At 37.6% G+C, this 20,630-nt stretch carries 17 protein-coding genes; 3 read left to right on the forward strand and 14 right to left on the reverse strand.

Annotation, left to right across the window (positions count from 1 at the left end; translation table 11 throughout):
* Positions 1–4: 4 nt before the first annotated feature.
* The 4 genes from DP73_RS12285 to DP73_RS12300 form a co-directional block, all read right to left on the reverse strand.
* Positions 5–2,728, reverse strand: coding sequence for a hybrid sensor histidine kinase/response regulator (locus DP73_RS12285; RefSeq protein WP_034599839.1), 2,724 nt, complete (start codon positions 2,726–2,728; stop codon positions 5–7).
* Between the two features lie 70 nt (positions 2,729–2,798).
* Positions 2,799–3,791 (reverse strand): sugar ABC transporter substrate-binding protein, encoded by a 993-nt coding sequence (locus tag DP73_RS12290; RefSeq protein WP_052090636.1) that lies wholly within the window; start codon positions 3,789–3,791, stop codon positions 2,799–2,801.
* 355 nt (positions 3,792–4,146) lie between these two features.
* Entirely contained in the window at positions 4,147–4,551 is a 405-nt protein-coding gene (locus DP73_RS12295) for a rhodanese-like domain-containing protein (protein WP_348982419.1), read from the reverse strand.
* A 202-nt stretch (positions 4,552–4,753) separates the two neighbouring features.
* Complete coding sequence (locus tag DP73_RS12300) at positions 4,754–5,071, reverse strand: DUF2680 domain-containing protein (RefSeq protein ID WP_034599840.1); 318 nt, start codon at positions 5,069–5,071, stop codon at positions 4,754–4,756.
* Positions 5,072–5,380: 309 nt separating this feature from the next.
* Between DP73_RS12300 and DP73_RS12305 the strand changes: the two genes are divergently transcribed.
* On the forward strand, positions 5,381–7,117 hold the full coding sequence (locus DP73_RS12305; protein ID WP_034599842.1) for an ABC transporter ATP-binding protein: 1,737 nt from the start codon (positions 5,381–5,383) through the stop codon (positions 7,115–7,117).
* Positions 7,118–7,223: 106 nt separating this feature from the next.
* Here the strand turns inward: DP73_RS12305 and DP73_RS12310 are convergent, their stop codons facing one another.
* The 3 genes from DP73_RS12310 to DP73_RS12320 all read right to left on the reverse strand — a co-directional run bounded on the left by DP73_RS12310 (position 7,224) and on the right by DP73_RS12320 (position 10,274).
* Complete coding sequence (locus DP73_RS12310) at positions 7,224–8,213, reverse strand: diguanylate cyclase (RefSeq protein ID WP_034599843.1); 990 nt, start codon at positions 8,211–8,213, stop codon at positions 7,224–7,226.
* 294 nt (positions 8,214–8,507) lie between these two features.
* A complete protein-coding gene (locus tag DP73_RS12315; RefSeq protein ID WP_034599845.1) occupies positions 8,508–9,812 on the reverse strand; it encodes a DUF4163 domain-containing protein in 1,305 nt (434 codons plus the stop codon).
* 114 nt (positions 9,813–9,926) lie between these two features.
* Entirely contained in the window at positions 9,927–10,274 is a 348-nt protein-coding gene (locus tag DP73_RS12320) for a helix-turn-helix domain-containing protein (RefSeq protein WP_034599847.1), read from the reverse strand.
* A 159-nt stretch (positions 10,275–10,433) separates the two neighbouring features.
* Between DP73_RS12320 and DP73_RS12325 the strand changes: the two genes are divergently transcribed.
* The gene (locus DP73_RS12325) at positions 10,434–11,009 is read left to right on the forward strand and encodes a flavodoxin family protein (RefSeq protein ID WP_034599848.1); all 576 of its coding nucleotides are present in this window, start codon (positions 10,434–10,436) and stop codon (positions 11,007–11,009) included.
* A gap of 281 nt (positions 11,010–11,290) precedes the next feature.
* Here DP73_RS12325 and DP73_RS12330 read toward each other — a convergent pair whose 3' ends face one another.
* Entirely contained in the window at positions 11,291–11,887 is a 597-nt protein-coding gene (locus DP73_RS12330; RefSeq protein WP_034599850.1) for a DUF4352 domain-containing protein, read from the reverse strand.
* A gap of 303 nt (positions 11,888–12,190) precedes the next feature.
* Positions 12,191–13,618 (reverse strand): PLP-dependent aminotransferase family protein, encoded by a 1,428-nt coding sequence (locus tag DP73_RS12335; RefSeq protein ID WP_348982422.1) that lies wholly within the window; start codon positions 13,616–13,618, stop codon positions 12,191–12,193.
* A 74-nt stretch (positions 13,619–13,692) separates the two neighbouring features.
* Here DP73_RS12335 and DP73_RS12340 point away from each other — a divergent pair, with 74 nt between their 5' ends.
* On the forward strand, positions 13,693–14,550 hold the full coding sequence (locus tag DP73_RS12340; protein ID WP_034599853.1) for a pyridoxamine kinase: 858 nt from the start codon (positions 13,693–13,695) through the stop codon (positions 14,548–14,550).
* Between the two features lie 131 nt (positions 14,551–14,681).
* On the opposite strand, the gene DP73_RS12345 is transcribed toward DP73_RS12340, so the two are convergent.
* From DP73_RS12345 to DP73_RS12365, 5 genes are all read right to left on the reverse strand, one after another.
* Positions 14,682–14,990: a chemotaxis protein CheX gene (locus tag DP73_RS12345; protein ID WP_081963044.1), complete on the reverse strand. Its 309-nt coding sequence runs from the start codon at positions 14,988–14,990 to the stop codon at positions 14,682–14,684.
* An 80-nt stretch (positions 14,991–15,070) separates the two neighbouring features.
* Positions 15,071–15,466, reverse strand: coding sequence for a response regulator (locus tag DP73_RS12350; RefSeq protein ID WP_034599854.1), 396 nt, complete (start codon positions 15,464–15,466; stop codon positions 15,071–15,073).
* A 24-nt stretch (positions 15,467–15,490) separates the two neighbouring features.
* Entirely contained in the window at positions 15,491–18,583 is a 3,093-nt protein-coding gene (locus DP73_RS12355; RefSeq protein ID WP_052090640.1) for a PAS domain S-box protein, read from the reverse strand.
* Between the two features lie 174 nt (positions 18,584–18,757).
* Positions 18,758–19,780 carry a chemotaxis-specific protein-glutamate methyltransferase CheB gene (cheB, locus tag DP73_RS12360; RefSeq protein ID WP_034599857.1) on the reverse strand — a complete coding sequence of 341 codons (1,023 nt, stop codon included), beginning with the start codon at positions 19,778–19,780 and terminating at the stop codon, positions 18,758–18,760.
* A 1-nt stretch (position 19,781) separates the two neighbouring features.
* Complete coding sequence (locus tag DP73_RS12365) at positions 19,782–20,600, reverse strand: protein-glutamate O-methyltransferase CheR (protein ID WP_034599858.1); 819 nt, start codon at positions 20,598–20,600, stop codon at positions 19,782–19,784.
* Positions 20,601–20,630 lie beyond the last annotated feature (30 nt).

The raw sequence follows: 20,630 nt of genomic DNA on the forward strand, positions 1-20,630 counted from the left end.
ACATTTATTCGTTCAGATATTCATCACACTTCTCTTTAAGAACTCCCATTGAGACTGGTTTGCTGATATAATCATCCATCCCGGCGTTAATACATTTTTCTCTGTCGCCTTCCATCGTATAGGCCGTCATAGCGAGGATGGTTGTGTTTTTATTAAAGACACTTTTTTTTCTAATTTGGATTGTTGCTTCATAGCCATCCATTATTGGCATTTGGCAGTCCATCAGAATCAGATCATATTTTTTTGTATTACAAATCTCAACAGCCTGTTGCCCGTTAGTTGCCAGTTCGACAGTGTAACCAAGTTTTTTCAAGATTGTCATCTCTAGTCTTTGATTAGCTAACATATCTTCAACCAACAAGATTGAAGGTTGGTCATCGCCACGGGTCTCTTGAATAACTGAGGGATTTATTTCAACCTCTTCTGGCAAAGCAGAGGTTTTTAGGAGTGCTATCTGAGCAATAAGTTCAATTAACTCCTTCTTGCGGACAGGTTTTAAAAGGCATCCGGCAAATCCTATCGACTTAGCTAATTTAGTATCTCCTTTCTGAGCTGCGGAAGTAATCAGAATTAGCTTAGTGTTCCTATACCTCTCGTCCCTTAACACCTTTTTTCCAAATTCATAACCGCTCATCCCTGGCATCATATAATCGACCAAAATAATTCGGGGTAAATTTTCTGAGGACAATTTTCTTAGAATTTCTATTCCTTCAAAGCCATCTTTGGCACTCTTTACACGACATCCCACTTCACCCAAGTATTCTCGAAAGATCATTCTGTTAGTATCATTATCATCAATGATCATGATGGAAAGATCTTTCAACTCATCTAACCTAGGTTTTTCTTCATGGTTTTCGAGCTGCGCTTTTTCTAAGTCTAGGGCGATTATAAAGGTACTCCCCTTACCTAGCGCACTTACTACATCAATTCTGCCTCCGATTAGTTCGATTATTTTTTTTGATATCGCCAGGCCCAGCCCTGTTCCTTCATATTTTCTTGTTGTAGAAGCATCTGCTTGAGTAAAAACTTGGAATAGGTTTTGCTTAGTCTTTTCGGACATGCCAATGCCAGTATCGCGAATTTCAATCTGCAATTGGATTCTTTCGGCATTTTCTCTAATCTGTGTTACTATTACTGTCACTTCACCCTGGTCGGTGAATTTGACAGCATTCCCGATGAGATTATTTAAGACTTGCCTTAATCTACTGGGATCCCCTTGAACACTGCTCGGTACTCCGGCGGTGATAAATAAGGCTAACTCGATACCCTTGCCATTTGCTTTGGGGGAAAATAGGGATACGCTCTCTTCCACAAGACTATGAAGATTAAAAGGAATACAATCAATCAACAACTTGTTGGCATCAATCTTCGAATAATCCAAAATGTCATTAATTAGCAAAAGAAGAGAATCAGTTGAAGCTTTAACTTCAGCTAAGTAACTTGCTTGTTCTCTTTCTAGCGGCATTGTTGAGAGCAGTTCTATATAACCGATAATTCCATTCATTGGTGTTCTGATTTCATGAGACATGTTGGCAAGAAATTGACTTTTGGCGATATTTGCTGCTTCAGCAGCTTCCTTGGCCTGCATTAACTCTAATTCTGTTTTTCTTTCTTGTTCTAGACTTATCATAAATTCATTGAACCAGCGACATAATTCTCCAATCTCGTCGTTAGATATTGACTGAATTCGGGTTTCCAGGTTTATCCTTCCTTTTTTTAACTCTTTAAAGGAATTAGTTATTTTTCTAATCGGCCCAACAAATGATTTAGAAATGGCAAAAGCAAATAAGAACATGAAAATGAATGAAACCCCTAAGCACAATATATTATATCTCCGAATATCCTTAACTTTCTCAGAAATGCTCTTCTCTGATATTAAAGCCAGAAGCGTCCAGCCATTCTTAGTCGTGTTATAAATGACTTGTTTGTTATCTCCTTTAATTTCCGTAACAAAACTGCCGGAATTCTTATAAATATTTGATATAAACTCGCTATCTAGTTTACTTCCAATTGATGACTTCTCCGGATGATAGACGATTCTTTTTTCTCTGTCAATAATCATATATTCCGTGTCTTTATATGTACTAGTAAAATGATTATAGAAAACGTCAATATCATAATTTATTAAAAGCAAGCCAATCGGCTTTTCAGTAAAAGTGTTGGGGTCAATCTTTTTTAGAACTTTCCCAATCAGAATAACCTTTTTATTATTAGATTTTAAGTTCAGATTATCTTCAATTCCTTGCCATAGGATCGAACTTTCTGAGTATAATGCCTTATTAAGTATTTTATTCTTGGAATCTGCGTTAATATCTTGAACATCTAAGGTATCTCCGACATGATAATGCTCTCCACTCAATGAGTATATGTCAATTGAAACAAGCCCTTTAAGATTTGTAAAACTGCTTAGTAGATATCCAATTCTGGCTTGAGTAGCCAGTCTTTCGAAATCAGTGATTCCTTCACCATTCTTCGCCAATACATCTTTGATATCTTCAATGCTGGAAAGATTGGCAATCAATCCCTCCACTTCTTCCATGATGACCTCTAGATAGCGTTTCTTCTCTTCCAATAAGTTTATTGATGTCTTGTCGATCTCCTCTTTAAGGATGGATTTTGACTTACTATAGGACATCAAACCTAAAAAGGCTAAAGGAACTATACAGGCTAATAATAGATATATTAAGAGTTTTTGGGTTATGTTCAATCTTAGAGATTTATGGAACATGCAAATTATCCTTTCGGGATGACATTAATACTATTGTAATTCTCTGTTAGCAAGGTAGGCTGGTTAAGCCTCAATCAATTGTTGCTTTTGTCACTAACTTAACATCAATAAGCGTTTCCAGGGGCTGTTTCTTATCATTTATCATTTCATAGGCATATTTCACCCCTCTATACCCCTGAATATCTGCTTGTTGATTAATTGTAACTTGCATACTTCCTTTACTAATTGCCTTTTCTGCTTCTCTTAAATCATCAAATCCTGCTACCAGCACATTGCTGCGATTTGATTTTTCTAGGTATTGTATTGCTCCTAAGGCCATCATATCATTGGCACAAAAGACAGCACCTATATCTGGATATTTAGCAAAGATTGATGAAGTAATAGAGAATGCTTCATCAATTTTCCAATTTGCGCTTTCCATGGCCACGATTTGAATGTTAGGATTTTCTGCAAAGGCTTTCAAAGCCCCTTTCTTACGTTGTTCAGAATTATCAGCGCCGCGAATTCCTTCCAGTATTGCGACTTTGGTTGGTTTATTAATTTGGTCAGCGATATATTTAGCGGACTTATAAGCACCGTCTTCGTTGTTGACGCTGATAAAGGGAATGTCTGTTAAATTCATTTTTCTTAAAAAGTTAGGATCTAACCTGTTATCAATATTTACAATCGCAATATTTGCTTTTTGAGCTTTTTGCAAAACCGGAATCAAATCTGTTGAACTTCCGGGAGCAATTACTATGGCATCCACTTTCGAATTTATAAGTTCTTCAACGATACCAATCTGTTGTTCGATTGAAGTCTCTTTTGCTCCGGTTTTAACGATTAAATTAACACCTAACTCGTTTTGAGCTAAGCGCGCACCCTTTTCCATCTCAATAAAGAAAGGATTTGTTAGGGTTTTCATAACCAAGGCGATATCTGGTATATCCTCATCATCCTCGATATTGACGATTTGCTGCGAATCGTTGTCGGGATTATCCGGGTTTTCATTTTGAACCTCTTTGCTACATCCGGTAAATATAAGAGTAAAAAGAATTAATACACAGATTAAAACTCTCTTCATATAAACACTCCTTGGATTTATAAAATAAGATGATAATTGACCGTAATAAAATTAATCTTTCCCAGTTATAATATCGAATTTGCTACTTATAAGTCAGTGTCAATTGGCATTAATTACAATGCTTAAAGCACATTCTTATTACTTTTTCAAAATGAATAACATTTCACGATACTAATGAAACCAAAAAGGAGAAGGAATTTCAACGCCTTCTCCTTTAAACAAGTCCTTATAACAGAGTTCATTTTTTCACAGCCGCGACCAATTGCTCTCGCTTATTAGAAATCCTAATCAGCTAGTACCTCTCCTATAACGGGGATCGTCCACCCTATCTGTCTTTTTACTTATTTCTCTCTTTTTACTTGTTTCCGGAAACCGTCCTAAAAGGCCAACGAACTATCCCGCCCAGATCAAAAACATTAGTGTAGCCCTGTTTCAATAAGATCTTAACAGCAGCTCTACTCCTATTGCCACTTCGGCAATAGGCAAAAATTGTAGTTTGTTTGTCTGGTAATCTTTCACTCACTTCCTGTCTTAAAACAGATAAAGGAATCGAGATACTCTTAGGTATGTGACTATCGATATATTCTTCTTGACTTCGAACATCAAGTAAAACGATGCCCTTTTCCTTATCTAATCTTCGTTTTGCTTCTTGAGGATCGATCCTTAGTTGACTGATATTTCCTCGGTTTTTTATATAAACTGCCAGTATTAATAATCCTACCGATAAACTTCCAATAACGATTGCTTGGTCCATAATCATATCCTTTCCATCTAAAGTGAACTGCTTAGCTATGACATAACGGAGTTTAGAATCCCTTATGCTCTCTCGGGTTGTTAAAGGAATTCTAATGCGCCATAGGTTCTTTTGTCAAATGAAACAATAAGAGGCGAACTCCAAATGTTTAAATGGAGTTCGCCCCAAGTGTTATCCGACATCAGTTAATTGTGAATGAGTTCCAAGCCTACTCTGTCTTTGGAGCATTTGAGTTTTTACGGCAGCAGCCTTTTTGGGGCCCAAAGCCATGGAATTCGCCTTTGTCGATATCTTGTTCAATCTTTGCTTGGCGTTCTTGCATGGATTTCTTGATTTTCTCGGCTTTTGCCTGATCTAATATTCCGGCCTCTACTTCTTTATCAATGATCTGAGCCTTAATGTTGGTCATTTGCTGATTCAGAGCTTTAATCTCTTTCAATTTCTCTTGATCAACAGCCCCGAAGGCAGGAACGGCACTTACAACCATGAAAACTAATGCCAAAACGCTTGCAGCCAATTTTCTCATTTGCCAGACCTCCCCATTCATTTTATTTTGCCGGAAACAATCTTATAATGCCCAATAACGCTATTATTATAGTGGGAAAACATAGAATTTCATTATCCATCTTTCATTTTGTGACCAATTTATTATTGATAAATCAACCTGGTATGCTAAGATTGTATAATCTAGCATTATACAGGTACGATGAACTATTTGTACTGAGTATATAGAAAGATACTTCAACTGTTAAATTAAGCACGCTTCCCTTTTAGGGAGAAAGCCTGAATGCCTTCGGGCTTTCTTCTCTTAGCGATTGAAAGAGAGTGAATTACAATGTCTATCCTTAAAAAATTCATAACTTATTACAGGCCCTATAAGCACTTATTTTATGCAGATATGTTCTGTGCCCTTCTTGTTTCGATTATTGACCTGGCCTTTCCTCAAATCCTTAATTATCTCGCCAAGAACCTATTCACCCAAGACAAAGGCGTCATTCTAAATGCTATTGGTTTTGTCGGCATATCCCTCTTGTTAATGTACGTCATTAAGTATTTCTGCCAATATTTCATCATTTCCTGGGGCCACATCATGGGCGCCAGAATGGAAACCGACATGAGAAAAGATCTATTTAGTCAATTTCAGCGCTTATCTTTCTCCTATTATGACAAAAACAATACCGGAGAAATGATGTCCAAATTAGTCGTAGATTTATTTGATATCTCTGAGTTGGCTCATCATGGGCCAGAGAACGTTTTTATCTCCGCTCTGAAAATTATTGGTTCTTTTAGTATCTTGCTCCTTATTAATGTTAGAATGACTTTGATTCTCTTACTAGTCACCATAATTATGGTGTTTTTCACTATTTATAAAAATTACAAGATGGCACCTAGCTTCTCAGATAGCCGAATCAAAATTGCAGCGGTTAATTCCAGCCTTCAAGATAGCCTGGCTGGAGTTAGGGTGGTTAAGTCTTTTGCTAATGAAAACCTAGAAAGGCAAAAATTCCAAAAACACAATCATGAGTTTTTGGAATCCAAAAATAGAATCTACAAACTTATGGGCTCTTTTCACGCCTGGAATTCATTTTTTGAAGGATTACTCTACGTGGTAATCATTGTTTCCGGCGGAATATTTATTGCCGATGGTTCATTAAAGGTTTCTGACCTAGCTATATATGTTCTATATATCAACCTTTTCATCAACCCTATTGATGTCTTGATAAACTATACGGAATCATTTCAAAAAGGATACGCGGGTTTTAAGCGTTTCATCGAAGTGATGGAAACACTACCTGATATTTCGGACTCGGATACCGCTGAACCTCTAACAGATGTTAAAGGAGATATTATTTATAAAAATGTTTCCTTCCGCTACAACGATGATTCCAACGTTTTAGATAATGTTAGTTTAGGAATAAAGGCCGGTAAAACCATTGCCCTAGTCGGTCCATCCGGAGGAGGAAAAACCACTTTATGTTCTCTTCTGCCCAGATTTTATGATGTGACTGCAGGATCAATTACTATCGATGGAAAAGATATCCGAGATGTCACCTTAGACTCCTTACGAAACGCCATCGGCATAGTACAACAGGATGTCTATATGTTTGACGGCTCAATCAAAGACAATATTGCCTATGGCAAAGCTGGTGCTACCGAAATGGAAATTATTGAAGCTGCTCAAAACGCTAATATTCATGAGTTTATTTTGTCTTTGGAGCAAGGGTATGATAGTTATGTGGGGGAACGAGGGGTTAGGCTCTCCGGCGGGCAAAAACAACGGCTCTCAATTGCCAGAGTCTTTTTGAAAAATCCCCCGATATTAATCCTAGATGAAGCTACATCGGCTTTAGACAACGAAAGTGAACGATACATTCAAAACTCCCTAGAGAAACTATCAAAAAATCGAACGACTATCGTTATTGCTCACAGGCTTAGTACGATAAAGAATTCAGACGAGATCGTGGTCGTTACCGATGAAGGTATTCAGGAAAGAGGAAGTCACAAGCAGTTAATCGAAAAGGCAGGTATCTACGCGCGTTACTACAATATGCAGTTTGAAGGATTAGAATAACTCAGCTTCTACTCCAAGCTCGAACTATGTTGCTCGCACATCCCAAAAATTCTTAAAATGTAAAAAAGAGCATTGCGATGCCCTTTTTCCTTACTCCCCCTTGTAATTAATCATTCCTAAGGATATCTATTGTTACTCGATTGCGGCCTTGATTTTTAGAACAGTAAAGTGCCCGATCCGCAGTCATTATTAAATCATTTGGGTTGTCTAAATGCCCTTGGAATCTTGTCACAACCCCCAGACTTATCGTAACATGATCTGCACAGGGGGAACTGATATGTTCAATGTTCGCTCTTTCGATACTGGCTCTCAACTCTTCTGCTATAACGGCTGCTCCAATATCATCTGTGTTCGGCAAAACAACGCCAAACTCTTCCCCTCCATACCGAGCGGGAAAATCACCGGGTCGTCTTAAGGTCTTTACCAACAAAGATGCTACAGTTATTAAACAATCGTCTCCTTTTAAATGACCATAGGTATCATTAAAGGCTTTAAAGTAATCGATATCCAGCATAATTAGAGAAAGGGGATTATTCTCCCGCATGGAGCGTTTTCTCTCTTGCAGTAATCTCTGGTCAAAATTCCTTCGATTAGCAATCCCAGTCAGCCCATCAAAGAAAGAAAGATTTTGCAACCTCTCGTTAGCCGCTTGTAGCTGATGAGTAACCTCAAGCAGCTCCAATTCTCGAGCTTTTCGCCGAGCTGTCTCATGTTTCAACTTTAACGCCGAACGCACTCGTGCTAACAATTCAACACTATCAAGAGGCTTCTTAATATAATCCATAGCTCCTGCAGAAAATGCCAGTTGGAGATCATTTCTGTCTGTCCTCGAAGTTACCATGATTACTGGTACGTCAACAAGCCATTCTCGCTTTTTGACACTCTGGCAAGCCTCAATTCCATTAATCTCTGGCATAACAATATCCATTAGAATTAGATCAACTTCCACAATTCCCCATTCCGAATGGCCGTCGATCAGCCGATAAAGCTCCCTTGCTGACTTTACAGTAATAATATCCATATATCCCGCAGCCTTAAGCCATGCTTTTGTCACTTCTAAGCTAAAAACAGTATCGTCTACAATAACTATGGCCATTTTACCAATCCCCCTACCGCGTTTATTTCTACCTCAAAAACTTAAATTCCTGCATTTTTTCAAGTAATTATGCATTTTTATCAGAAAAAGGATCTTCAATTGTTCTTGGTTTTTAAAAGATCAATATCACTCTTATCTGAATTAATAGCTTGATTAATCAAATCTACAAATTACCATACGAATAACAAGAAAACCTCACTTAGAATTAAATCTGAGCTGAGGTTTTTCTTACTAGTTTGCTTGCTGTTACAAATTTAACATTTTGGATCTTAGGTATGCAACCTAATAATTTTTCTATTCAACCACTTTTTCCAACAGCCAAACACCATTTAATTCCTGCAGGCCAACGGTAATAGTCTTATTTTTTTTGCCTGCTGGAGAATCATCCGTTGTAAAAATTGTAAGCTTGGCAGATGTTTCGTTAATTGTTTCTAGAACATAGCTATAGTCATTCCAATTTACATAATAACCCAGGCTGGCGTCCTTACTTATATTTCCATACAATTTGCCTTCTATATTTAGATACTTCCCGTTACCTAAAAGCAAATCCGCTTCACTCCGAATATAGGTGCCTCTCACAAATTGTTCAAAATCAGCATAATTTACAAACCGCCTATCTACTACGGGAAACAAGACCTCATTATCCCCTCGTTTTTCGGGAATATCCATCGGTAGCATTGATAAGCCAAAGATTTCATAAAATGCTTCCTTATTACGCTCCAATAAATATCCTATCTGGCTATAGAGATCGCGTTCTAGTTGGCTATTGGGTAGTGCAGGTATGTTTAAAGGCGGTGTTTTCATCTGGCTATATGGAAGCTCAAATTTAGGAATGCCTGCGGCATAGGCTGCTATAGCGTAAGGCTGATAATAAACCATCAAGCTGTTGCTGGTCAATACAAAATCGTCTTCCGAATAACTTCTTCGAACATTATCGGCATAGTTTTCCTGATAGACAAAATTATCGGTTCCTTCGGTTTCTTTGATCTTAGCCAGAACTGTTTGGTACACCTTTTCAAGCGCTTCTTCACTGCTGCCCCCAAGAATATCGGCAAGGGTCAATCTCACACCGGTTTTAACATCAAAGGTTTCTGAAAGCCAGCTTGAATTGGGATGAGCTCCACCGGTATTTTCATACACTAAATTTACAACTGAGAGTATATCATTACCATTATAATAAATTTCTGTACTTCGTTCATACGCATGAGGCCGGAACTCGAATCCACCACTTAGGGCGACTTCCTTGTCAGCTCGAGCCATTTCTAAACCGTCCCCTAAGGCATTTCCTAAAATGCTATCACATTGTTTACTATAGTACTCATTAATTTTTGAAATTCCAGGATTATTCTCCGGGTTCCTAATCTCAGGATAAGTAATTTTCAAATAAAGCAGCACCGAACCGTCTTGATCATCTCGATAGGCCTGGGTATGGACCTTACGCTCGATAACCAAAGCTGTTATTGCTCTATCCTGTTGAGACGTATCTCCCGAACTTGAAGGTTGATTGTTAGCCTCTTTGGTACCACAACCTGTAAGCATTAACCCTAACATTAATAGGCCTATCAGGGACTTTAATAGAAAAATTCTTGTTTTCCCCATAAATCTACTCCTTCACTCACCTTATTAAGCCGCTCATGTTTCCATAACTCCACACTTTCCCAAGTCTGCTATCAACTTGAGCAAAATATAGATCTACGATTCTTCTTGAGCAAGCTATAATTCTTGCATATTGTGTTCATATTCATTTGCGTAGTTTTGTCCCCATTTACACATAGTATCTAGTATTGGCAATAGACTTAAACCCGCTTTTGTCAGAGAATATTCTACTTTTGGAGGGATCTGAGTATAAATTAACCGCTTAACCAATCCGCTGTCTTCTAGTTCCCGAAGTTGTTGTGTTAACATTTTGGGCGTAACATTAGGTATTACTTTTCTTATTTCGCTGTATCTTAAAGTTTTCTCTCCCAAGTGCCAAAGTATCAAGGCCTTCCATTTACCGCCAATAAGAGCCAAGGTTAGTTCCATTGAACACTGATACTCATTATTTTTAAACTTAATCATGATTAAAATCACCTCACCGAATGTATTATTGAGTAAATTATTTTTAAGGTATCCAATTAGGTACTATATAACAAAAAGGTACGTACTTGTTAATGGGTATTATATAGTTTATTATAATATCATACAATTACTTATGTCAAAGAGTTAGGAGTGTTCTCAATGAAAGTTATAGCATTTAACGGAAGTCCCAGGGTTAAGGGAAATACCTCACAAAGTATACAAATAGTCTTAGACGAGCTGGAAAAAGAAGGTATAGAAACCGAAATGATCCAATTGGGAGGCCGTAAGGTATTTGGTTGCTTAGCCTGCGGTAAATGTAGGGAAACTAAAGATAATCGTTGTGCTCGCAAGGATGACGATATGAATACATTTATCCAGAAAATCGAAGAAGCCGATGGTATTATTATTGGTTCCCCAACTTACTTCAGCAATGTGAGCACCGAGGTAAAAGCTCTTATTGATCGCTGTGGTTATGTTTCGAAATCGAACGGTGGAGCCTTATTAAAAGGAAAAGTAGGCACATCTGTTGTCGCAGCACGTCGAGCTGGAGCAACCTTTACCTACTCTGCTATCAATTTCTTCTTTGGCATTGCTGAGATGATCATTTGCAGTTCAAACTATTGGAATCTAACTCTATCACGAGATCCAGGCGATGTCCAAAATGATAATGAAGGCATCCAAACTTTTCAAACCTTAGGCCAAAATATGGCCAAACTCTTAAAACAGGTTCGCTAATTTTAGTTAACTCGTTTCAGGTAAACACTAACAGAGTATCTGCGTTTGCCATTATTAAATATGAGGGTTCTTGATCTGATTATAAGAAGATGTCAGGGCGAATTACAAGACCGCTCTGGCATCTTTTAGTTATTAAATCTTAAACCTTGCTATTGCCTCAGTCAGCTCATTTGCTTGTTCCCTTAACAGTGCCATAAGGCAATCAAAAATACCCTCCTAATGTACCTAGTGGATTAGGAAGGGATTTGATTGTAATATTTTATATTAAACCTTTATTTAATTCACTTATCTATCGAGAACCTAACGCTTGCACTTTTTGCTTTAGAATTAAGTGGATCAGGAACAACAATCAAATTGAACATCTTAGCCTTTTCTGACACCTCATATCCCAGTTCACCAGTTACTGCTTCTTTTGATCTAATCGTTCCATCAATACGGCTTTTTGCTGCCAGAAAAGCCCCTAGACTCGATTCATGACTATTACCATTTAAGTCTTTCAGTTTAAATCCAATTGTACTTCTAACCTCAACATCACTAGGGCTTTGGTTTTCAATGGTTAGATTTATAAAAAGAAAAACATTCCCTGAGCTAGGCGACTTAACCTCACTACTGCCGTCTGATGTCCGTATACTGTTTATTCGATATTGCAGGTTACCTATCTTGAAAGTCTCCCCTATCTTATATTCTTCTTGCAGGGTCAACAATGAAGCTTGCGACGTTAAAAATTGCGAAGAATTTGTGTGAGCTTGGGTGGTTAAGGCACCTGCTCCTAGTAGAAAAATTACCATTGGGACAAGAAGGACGAGTAAACAATATTGAGCCTGGGAGCAATACCTACGCTGCTTTCCCGCCTTACCAACTACTACAAGTTTCCCCATGTTCTTCGTCCTCCTCAATAATGATTTTGTCAACAGGAAATTGATAGGAATATCTTCAAGTGAATATTAGCACACCTCCCCTCTACTGTCTATAGATCCAATATATAGCTTTATCAAAAAAACTTATTGACAAAAGTGCCTTAGCGCTCATTTTTACCACTAAATTAAGGAATCATTATAATATTGTCTATGAATATTTATTATTCAGTTTAATTGTAACTATAGAGCTGTTCTATGATAAACAATTTTTATAGATCTATTTTGGAAAAGACTTTAAAAGAGGTTTCACATTTGTGAAACCTCTTACTTTAACACCCATGCCTTATATAGTAGTTTGACACCCTCCTCTATCTCATTTTTACTCAAGGCACCGAAACCAAGTAAGAAGGTATTTTCATACTTACTTATTACTTCGCCAATAAAATAATCTGAAATTGGATAAACCTTAACACCATTTTCGATTGCAGCACTACACATTTGTCTTTCACTATTTTCTGTTATTAAATTAATGAGCAAATGATTCCCAGCGCTTTCACCTACAACTTTAATCCGGTCTCCAAAGATTGATAGTTCTCTAATAAAATGAGCCCTTTTATCCTTATACAGTTTACGCATTCTATTGAGATGTCTTTCGTAGCTGCCTTCTGCAATAAACGTTTCAATAATTTTCTGTTCAAGTATGGATACTTCAGAACCAAACTCGCTGAATAGTTTATTATAAACTTTTAAAAGCATCAACGGTAAGATCATATAACTCATTCTAATGGAAGGTGCAATTGAGGTTGAAAATGTTCCGACGTATATGACCTTGCCATTTTGGTCTATACTTTGCAAAGAAGGCAAAGGCTTTCTGATATATCTAAATTCACTGTCATAGTCATCTTCGATAATATATCGTCCATCTGCTTTATTGGCAAAGTTTAAAAGCTCGATCCTCCTGCCTATTGGCATGCTTACTCCGAGAGGGAACTGATGTGAGGGAGTTACATAAACTGCTACATTAGAAATATCCTTTAAGTGCTCTATTTCAATTCCTTTATTATCAATTGGTATCGGTAAAATCTCATGCCCCATATGTTCAAATGTCCTATAAGCTTTTCGATAAACTGGATTTTCTAAGGCGATGGGAGTTTTATTACCTAATATTAGACTTATTGTTCGCAAAGAACTTTCTGTTCCGGCGCCAATGACAATCTGTCTTTCCTCACAGTTTACACCTCTTGAACTATGCAAAAAAGAAACTAGTTCTCGGCGCAAACCCATATTTCCCTGAGCAGTCGTTCTTTTTAGTATGCTATGATCAAATTCATTAAAGCAGCTTTTAAAAAGATTTCTCCATGTCTTATATGGAAATGCTTTGTGGTCAATATCACTGGGAGAAAAATCAATTTTCAAATCATTTATATGTTCCGTTAGCAGAGTACCCTCATGCTGAACGATATTTATGTTGTGATATACGTCAATATTAGATACATAATAACCTTTCTTAGGGACGGATAAAATATACCCTTCATCCATTAATTGGCTATATGCTAAATCAATCGTATTGATACTTACACAAAGATGCTCTGATAGTTTCCTCTTTGAAGGAATCTTGTCGTTGGGCTTATATTTCTTGCATTGAATTTCAGTTTTTAACCAATCGTAGATCTGCTTGTATAAAGGTGAATTATTAGTACATAACGGTAAGGTAATAATTATGGCACCTCCAAACTGTAGCCATGCATATATTCAAAACTGACACTTTTATAGGTAACAGTATTATTCTATAATCAATTTATTAATTGTCAAGGAGGATCAATTCTATGAATAAGCAAAAAAGAATCGCTGCAATTCATGATATTTCTTGTGTTGGAAGATGTTCTCTTACAGTTGCACTACCCATACTATCAGCTGCGGGTTTTGATACCTCTGTATTGCCTACAGCAATTCTATCCACACACACTGGTGGGTTTGAGGGGTTTACCTATAGAGATTTAACGGAAGATATCAAACCTATTTCAGATCATTGGCAATCATTGAACATACAGTTTGATGCTTTATACAGTGGATTTTTAGGATCATTTGAGCAGATAGATTTAGTAGCCGACCTCTTCGATACCTTTAGGACAGACAATACACTAGTTATGGTTGATCCTGTTATGGCGGACAATGGAGTTTTATATTCAATTTATTCACCGGAAATGGCTAAAGGCATGGCTAAATTATGTGCAAAGGCAGATATCATTGTCCCCAATTTGACTGAAGCCGCTTTCCTTTTAGATGAGGAATACATCGGAGAAAACTATTCGCAGGAATATATTGAAACCACCTTAAAAAAACTCGCAGCTTTGGGAGCAAAAAAGGTTGTATTATCGGGGGTATCCTTCGAAGGTGACAAATTAGGAGCAGCGTCCTACGATAGTGAAACCGGTAATTTTAGTTATGCCTTTAACGACAAGATTGAAGGTTACTTTCATGGTACGGGGGATGTTTTTGGCAGTGCCTTATTATCCGCACTATTGAATAATTTCACTCTTGCAGAGGCAACACAAATAGCTGTGGATTATACTCAAATGTGTATTAGTTTGACTCAAAAAGCAGAACTAGAGAAAAGATATGGAGTCTGTTTTGAAAGAGCTATACCCGATCTTATCAAAAGATTAGGTTTATTCAGTGAATAATTGAATGATGCAACTGATGTAAAACCCTTTAAGGATTGCCTTAAAGGGTTTTATTCTTTAACAATATTTACCTCAAACGGGGAGGAAGCTAGGATTCGAATATTATTTATAATTTGTGTCGTTTACTTAACCTACTCTTCAGCTACCAATACATTAATCTCTATTTGGGATCCATCCTCAAATAACAAAGATATACACATTACAACAGTGTTAGGTATGCTCAGTTCAATATTGTCCCCAGTAAGAATAGTTGGAGGGGTTATATCCACTACTATATTCTCTTTGGAAAACAGGGTAGCAGTATAACCTAGGGTCATATTACACAGTTCACCGATTGCGCTTTTAGCTATATCATCAAGTTCAGTTATAGATGAAACGCCCATCATTGCCGATGCAATTTTACAACAAATTGCCTTAGTGAAGGATAAACGGATTAATATACTCGGTCTTCATTATGTAAAACCCCTGCTTAGGCAAAACTTTACATTTTGCTGACTTCCACAAGACTATGTTATATGATTCACTCTATCAACCCAAGTTTCTTGATTACCTCCAGCATTTTATTCGTATCAATAGGCTTGGCCGCGTAGGCCTCACACCCAATTTCAAAAGCCTGATTAACATAGCTTGTTTCTGCTAAAGCTGTGGTCATAATAACCTTAACCCGCTCCTTAGTAGCAACTCCTTGCTTACTTTCATAATCTCGAATAGCTCTTAATACCTTAACTCCATCGACTTTTGGCATCATTATATCCAGACAAATTAAGTCATAGGGTTCTTCTTCCTTAACGCTCATCAGATAAGCGTCAAGTGCTTCAATGCCATCGACTACCCTATCAACTTCTCCATATTGAGAAAGAAACTTCGAGAGAAATTTCCGACTGGCCAAATCGTCTTCGGCTACTAAAATTTTCATACCCCTATACCTCCCTAAATAAATTTAAACATCTAATATTTCAAATTCTCGTTGGAAAAAATAAGTTAATTTAATCGCTTGTTCTAAATTTTCGCGTCTTAAGGCTAATTCTATTTTAAATGCCAGGGCTTTCAGCTCATCCGCATCAATTAGGCTGCAATTATCTTTGATTTTATGGGCAATGCCTTCAACGACCTTCATATCACAATCTTTATCCATTAAGGCAAGCCAAAGTGTTTTAATTCCCTCAGAAATATCATGTAAAACAGTGAGCCTATCAAACCCCTTTGGCTCCTCAGATTTAATATTTACTATTTTCCCTGTTTCACTGATTCTAACCTCGAGATTAGGATCACCACCCTTTCCATCATTTAAATCTCTTCTTCTACTTACCACCTCTTCTAAAACCTGGACTAATTCCTCCATCTTAATAGGTTTGGGAATATACTCATCGAAGCCTTTAGAAAGAAATTTTTCACGGTCGCCCATTAGTGCGAAAGCTGTTAGGGCTATAATCGGAGTATGTCTGCCCTCGCCTTCCCTTTCTCTAATTTTGGCAGTTGCTTCTATCCCATCCATTATCGGCATCTGTATATCCATAAAAATCACATCAAACTGATTCTTGGCATGTAACGATAAGGCTTCAGATCCGTTTGTAACGGCTCTGATAACATGTCCTTTTTGTTTGAGCATTAGCTCTAAGACGGTCAAATTAACCTTATCATCCTCCACAATAAGAATTTTTAAGGGATTTAATGTATGGATCGGGTTGAAGAATGGTTGAGATGTATAAATTACTTCTCCTGAGAGCCTGAATTTTAAAGTGAAACTGAAGTTACTCCCTTTTCCTTTTTGGCTTTCAACTGTTATTGCTCCGCCCATCATTTGTATTAGCTGCTTGGAAATCACCAAGCCCAAACCCGTTCCTCCGTATTTTTTCGTAATTGAGCTGTCAACTTGACTAAAGTTTTTAAATAGCTTAGCTTGTTCTTCTTCCGATATGCCAATACCCGAATCAGAAATACAGAATTTAACCTCAACCCATTCCTCAGTCATAGCCACTTCCTGGGCTGAAAGAGTAACTCCACCGTTATTAGTAAATTTTAAAGCATTGTTTATAAGATTATTTAGAATCTGCTTTAATCTGTCAGGGTCCCCTTGCAAGATTTGAGGTATAGCGGGAGAGCAGTTGCAAGTTAAGTCCAACTGCTTTTTCCTCGCTAACGGCAAGTGCGTTTTGAGGGTTGAATTCAATAAATCTCTAATGTTAAAGCCAATTACCTCGATAACTAACTTCCCAGCTTCAATCTTAGAAAAGTCAAGGATATCATTAATAATCTTCAACAGCGAATCCGCACAAGCTTTTGCAAGTTCTAAGTTTTCTCTCTGTTCGTGGCTTATGGGGGATAATAAAGTAAGATCAATCATCCCCACCATTCCATTAATAGGAGTACGAATTTCATGACTCATATTCGCCAGGAATTCACTTTTTGCCTGATTAGCCGCTTCAGCTTTATCCTTAGCTTGGTGGAGCTCATTTTCTACATATATTCGCTCAGTCATATCTGTCAACAAGGAAACAAAAAAGCCCGGCTCAGGACTATAGAGTTTTACAGAAAACCAGCGTTTACTCCACTTGGAATAGTATATCGGTAGTTCAAGTTCCATTCCCGATGATGCAACTTCTCCGTATTCATCCATTCTCTTTCTATAGATCCTTGGATCCTCAGCAGAGAAAAGTTCCGAGTACTTCTTGCCAGTGATTTCCTCTCGAGACACTTTAAATATTTTTTCGTAAGCTTCGTTAACCTCTAGAATCTCATAATCTTGGGGTATCCCGTCAGCATCAAAGATTACTTTATTGTAGGCAAAGCTATCGGGCATATTCATAATTAACGCCCGGTAGCGTTCATATAAAAGCTTTTGGGTTTTTTGGCTTTTAAGGAGTTCGGCTTCTGCTTTCTTACGTTCAGATATATCTCTAGCAAAGGATAGCATACACTTTTTTCCGTCAAGCTCCAGGAATTGAACACAGATTTCAACAGGTATTTCCTTCCCATCTTTCGTCAGATGAATGTTTTCAAGAGTACATTTCCCTTCCGAAAGCACTTTATGAATGGAATTACGTATGGAGTGCTTATTTCCTTTACTATAATCAAGGATGCCTCGATTTAGCAGCTCATCTTTAGTATATCCAAGCCTCTGACAGGCGACCGGGTTAACGTCAAGGATTCTCGAACTAAGGGGATCTCCCTCTATGATTTCGTGCAGAAAGATTCCATCTTGCGCTACATCGAACAGACTACGGTACTTGTTTTCGCTTTCTATTAAGGATTTTTCCCATTGTTTTCGTTCAGTGATATCCCGAATAATGCTTATCAATACGCGTTGATTATCTAAATACGCACCATAGGAACTGACTTCTACGGGAAAGCTGCTGCCATCTTTACGAATATGGCGAGCTTCGAATAACAATCCTTCCTCTCCTACCAATTCCATTTGTTCTGCTGCTAAGTCAACCTCTCCACGTAAGTCAAAAATTTTTAGCGTTAGGAGTTCCCCTCTTGTATAACCGTAGGCACGAACTGCTGCGTCATTAGCTTCTAAAATGTTCCCTTCTGTATTCATAAATAAGATAATGTCGCGTGCTTTTTGTAAAATCATTTGATACTTTTTAGCAGACTTCTCTACTAATTTGCTATCTGTGATATTGTCTAGTGCTACAACCACTTTTCGTTTGTTGTCTATCATAACAGGAGTAATGCTTGCTTTAAACCAATATTTTCTCTCCATACCCCTATTAATTAATATTTGGGAGTATTCTAGATGAGCGGTAGGCTGTCCGCTATTAAGAGCTAATTCTATGGTCGATCGTAACCTGCAGGACTGACATTGTCGCCCATAGCCACATCCCCGAACATTATCTGTACTCCCTTGACAATGAATCTCGTTACCAAGCCCTTTACCCGAAACTTCCTTACGATTAGCGTCTAAATATTCTAATCCGGACTCGTTAATCTTCTCTATTAACAATTCGTGATTCAGTAAAAACATCCCGATAGGGCTACTATTAAAAATGATTTCAAAGTTGTTAGACTCAGTCTTGATACTGTTCATCCTCAAATTCGGCACCTACCTTAAGAATTAAACGGAATGGTAACAAATTTAATATCTCCTGTTCCTTCACTCATTGTTATTTCAAACTAAATAGTTTACCACCACGCGAGTAGATAAAGCATAGGTCTTTATTAATATTTTGTGAGTTGCTAGAGGTTCCCCTAACCAATTATTCTATCCATTTTGTCTCCTCAATAGGTTTACGAGTGCTTGAGCCATTGTTTCAAGAGGAACCTGCCGCTCTACTGCTCCAATCTCAAATGCAACCTTAGGCATTCCATATACGACTGAGGATTTCTCATCCTGTCCCAAGGTCTTGCATCCTTTTCTTCTCATGGCCAGTAACCCTTTTGCTCCATCATAACCCATCCCCGTTAAAATCACCCCGATGGCACCTTCCCCTACTTCTTTTGCCACTGACTCAAAGAGGATATCAATCGACGGACTGTGCCCATTAACTTTTTCACCCATAAAACATTCAACTTTATAACGAGCCCCAGCCTTCTTAATTCTCATATGTTGTCCGCCAGGGGCAATTAGGACACATCCTGGGTCCACATAATCACCCGTCTGAGCTTCCTTAACCTGAAACCGAGTCGAAGCATTAAGTCTATCCGCAAATAGCTTAGAAAAGATCGGAGGAATATGTTGAGCAACAACAATTCCGGGTAATTGAGAAGGCAGTACTTTTAGGATATTGCAAACCGCCTCCGTTCCTCCTGTCGACGCTCCTATGGCTATGAGCTTCCCCTTTCCGGGAACCCCCTCTTCAACCAACCTTGTGTTGCTCTTTCCAAGCATTTTTATTTTTGCTTTAGCAGCAATTTTTATCTTCTGAATCAGTTCATTAATAAATCCTTCGACATCTTGTACCGATTGGATATTTGGCTTAGTTACAAAATCCACAGCCCCAGCTTTCATTGCTTCAAAAACAACCATACTAACAGAGCTTACAACGACAACAGGTAATGGGTATTGAGGCAAAAGCCGCTTGATAAATTCAATTCCATTCATTTTAGGCATTTCTATATCACAAGTCATCACATCGGGTTCAAACTCCAAAATTTTATCTCTTGCATCGAAGGGATCAATGGCCTTTGCCACTACCTCAATTACCGGGTCAGTAGAAATTCCCCTGGCCAAGACTTCGCGAAAGATTAAAGAATCATCAACAATAAGTACTTTGATTTTTCTCATACTATAGTTCCTTTCGATAGACGGCAGGCATAATATATTTATACTCTGTCTCATTTCGATTCAGTGATTCTGAGTGTCCAATGAACAGATACCCTCCTGGCTCAGTTGCATCATAGAATTTCTTAACTAACTCCATTTTTGTTTTACTATCAAAGTAAATCATTACATTACGACAAAAGATCACTTGAAATTTCTTTTTAAAGGGAAAGGTTTTGTCCATGAGATTAAACTTTCGATATATCACTTCATTCCTAATCTTTTCGATTAGGACCGATTTTTCATGGTCTAATTTTTTAAAATAATTAAGTTTCCAAAACGTTGGAACAGTTGCTATTCGATCATTACTATAAATCCCTGTAAGGGCGATATCTAATACTTTGCTGGAAATATCTGTAGCCAAGATTTTTGTGTCCCACCATTTTTTCTCCATGCCAAAAAATTGGTCAATAATCATTGCTAAGGTATAGGGCTCTTCTCCACTCGAACAACCGGCACTCCAGATCCTAAGATCCTTAGTTTTTGAGTTATTTGCTAACTGGGGTAGCACCATTTCCTTGAAAAAATTAAAATGATCCACTTCACGCATAAAAAAGGTGTGATTAGTTGTTACTTTATCTATAAGAGTTACCAATGCATCCCCTGATTTATCAGCTACTATATACTTAAAATAATCCTCAAAAGAGGCAAAGTTTTTTTCTAACAAAACATTGCTTAGTCTTCCGGTTAGAAGGGTTTGTTTCTCGTTCTTAAGATGTATCCCATAATTAGCTTTAATATAATCTGCAAGTTGCTTAAACTCTCTATTTGAAATAGTTAACATTATTACACCCCCTTAAACCCTTCTATAATT

It is taken from the genome of Desulfosporosinus sp. HMP52 (genome assembly GCF_000765145.1).
GTDB lineage: Bacteria > Bacillota > Desulfitobacteriia > Desulfitobacteriales > Desulfitobacteriaceae > Desulfosporosinus.